Raw genomic sequence first — 2,012 nt, forward strand, 5'->3', positions numbered from 1 at the left:
GCTTTGGCCGCAGCGGGCCAGCGGCAGCCGTGGCATCGGCGCGCATGCCAGCCGCAGCCGTGGTGCCGGCTTGGAGTTCGCGCAGTACCGCGCCTATGAACCGGGCGATGAACTGCGCCAGATCGACTGGAAACTCTATGCGCGCTCGGACCGCTTCTTCGTACGCGAATCCGAGCGCGAAAGCCCGATCACCGTCTGGCTGCTGCTCGATGCCAGTGCCTCGATGGCACAGGCCGACCAGACGCGGCCGGACTGGCAGCGGCTGGATGCGGCCAGGGCGCTGGCCGGCTGCGTGGCCGAACTGGCGATGCAGCAGGGGGACGCCTTCGGCCTGATCGCACTGGGCGGCGATGGCGTGCAGTTGCTGCCGGCCGGCAACGGCCTGCGCCAACGCGACCGCCTGCACCTGCAGCTGCAGGGATTGAAGGCTGCAGGGCAATGGCCGCCACAACTGAAGCTGTCACCCTTGTGGGAGCGCATCGCCCGCAATGATCTGGTGGTGATGATCGGCGACGGTTTCGACGAAGCCGGCATCGCGCTGGCCGAGCGCCTGGCCAGGGCCGGCCGCGATGTGATCCACCTGCAGTTGTTGACGGTGGAAGAGCGTGATTTCCCGTTCCGCGACGGCCACCGTTTCCGTGATCCGGAAACCGGCGATGAGCTGCTGGGCGATGGCGCAACGGTACGCGGCGAGTACCTCGCCCGCTTCAAGGACGCACAGCGCGTGCTGGATGCACGGCTGCAGGCCGCCGGCATCCGCCATGACACCGCCTATCTCGATGAAGCCATCGATGCACCGTTGCAGCGCCTGTTCGGGCGCCGTGCCGGGAGCGGTGCATGAGCCTGCTGTGGCTGTTCCCAGCCGGCTTCATCGCCTTGGCGGCACTGTTGCTGCCGCTGCTGATCCATCTTGCCCGCCGCAGCGAGCAACGCGTCATCGACTTCGCCGCGCTGCGCTGGCTGTCGGCCAGGCCGCGCCCGCGTCGCCGCATCCGTTTCGACGAATGGCCGCTGCTGGTGCTGCGCTTGCTGCTGCTTGCCTTGCTGGCCGTCCTGTTGGCACGGCCAGCACTGACCGGTGTGCCTGATACCCGGCCGCGCATCGCGGTAGTGCCCGGTGTTGATCTTGCCGCCGCCCAACGCAGCGTTGGCCATGCCGATGCCCGGTGGTTGTGGCTGGCAGCGGGCTTCCCCTCCATCGACAACACCGCAGCTCCGCAGGACTCGGAGTCGCCGTCCAGCCTGCTGCGCGAGCTGGACGCCAGCCTGCCGGCCGGCGCCCCGCTCACCGTGGTTGTTCCATCGGTGCTTGATGGGCTGGACGCGCAACGTCCTCAGCTGTCACGCACGGTGCGGTGGCAGGTGCTGGAGCAGACCGCCGCGACGGAAACGCCGACGACCGTCGCTGCGCCGCAGTTGCAGATCCGTCACGACGACGCTGGCACGCCGGGCGTGCGCTATCTCGATGCGGCCGCCAGCGCATGGCGTGGCGCCAGGCCACAGACGGCGGATGACACGGTCGCTTTCAGCGACGACAACGCGCTACGCGTCTGGCTGTCGGCCAAGCCGCTGCCCGCCGACACCAGCGCATGGCTGCAGCGCGGCGGCCGCCTGCTGGTGGATGCACGCACACCGGTACCTGCCGATGCCCAGCGCACACCGCTGTGGCGTGACGCCAACGGGGTACTGGTCGTGGAGCGGATTGGCACGGCGCACGGCCAATGGCTGCGCTGGGCAGCACCACTGCAGCCGGCAAGCCTGCCGGTGCTGCTTGATGCCGAATTCCCCACCGGGCTGCGTTCGGTACTGCAGGCGTCACCCACGCCGCAACGTGCCCCGGCCGCGACGATACCGCCGGAAACCGGTGCTACGCCCTATCCGCAGCCCGCAACCGAGCTGGGCCATTGGCTGCTGTTGGCCATCGCCTTGTTGTTCCTGCTTGAGCGCTGGCTGGCCAGCGCGCCGCGCCGGCGGGGCCAGCCATGAACGCCCCCACTTTGCTGCGCGCCGCA

Annotated in this window: 2 protein-coding genes; both read left to right on the top strand. The window is 69.3% G+C overall.

The genetic code is table 11. The features are described 5' to 3' along the window. The coding region (locus JCM9942_RS14670) for a DUF58 domain-containing protein (RefSeq protein ID WP_054660570.1) at window positions 1–841 on the top strand (841 nt) is incomplete at its 5' end. After that, on the top strand, window positions 838–1,986 hold the full coding sequence (locus JCM9942_RS14675) for a BatA domain-containing protein (RefSeq protein ID WP_054660572.1): 1,149 nt from the start codon (window positions 838–840) through the stop codon (window positions 1,984–1,986). The genes JCM9942_RS14670 and JCM9942_RS14675, both read left to right, overlap by 4 nt. The last annotated feature ends 26 nt before the right edge of the window (window positions 1,987–2,012 follow it).

The sequence above is a fragment of the Stenotrophomonas pictorum JCM 9942 genome, assembly GCF_001310775.1.
In the GTDB taxonomy this organism is placed as follows: Bacteria; Pseudomonadota; Gammaproteobacteria; order Xanthomonadales; family Xanthomonadaceae; genus Stenotrophomonas; species Stenotrophomonas pictorum.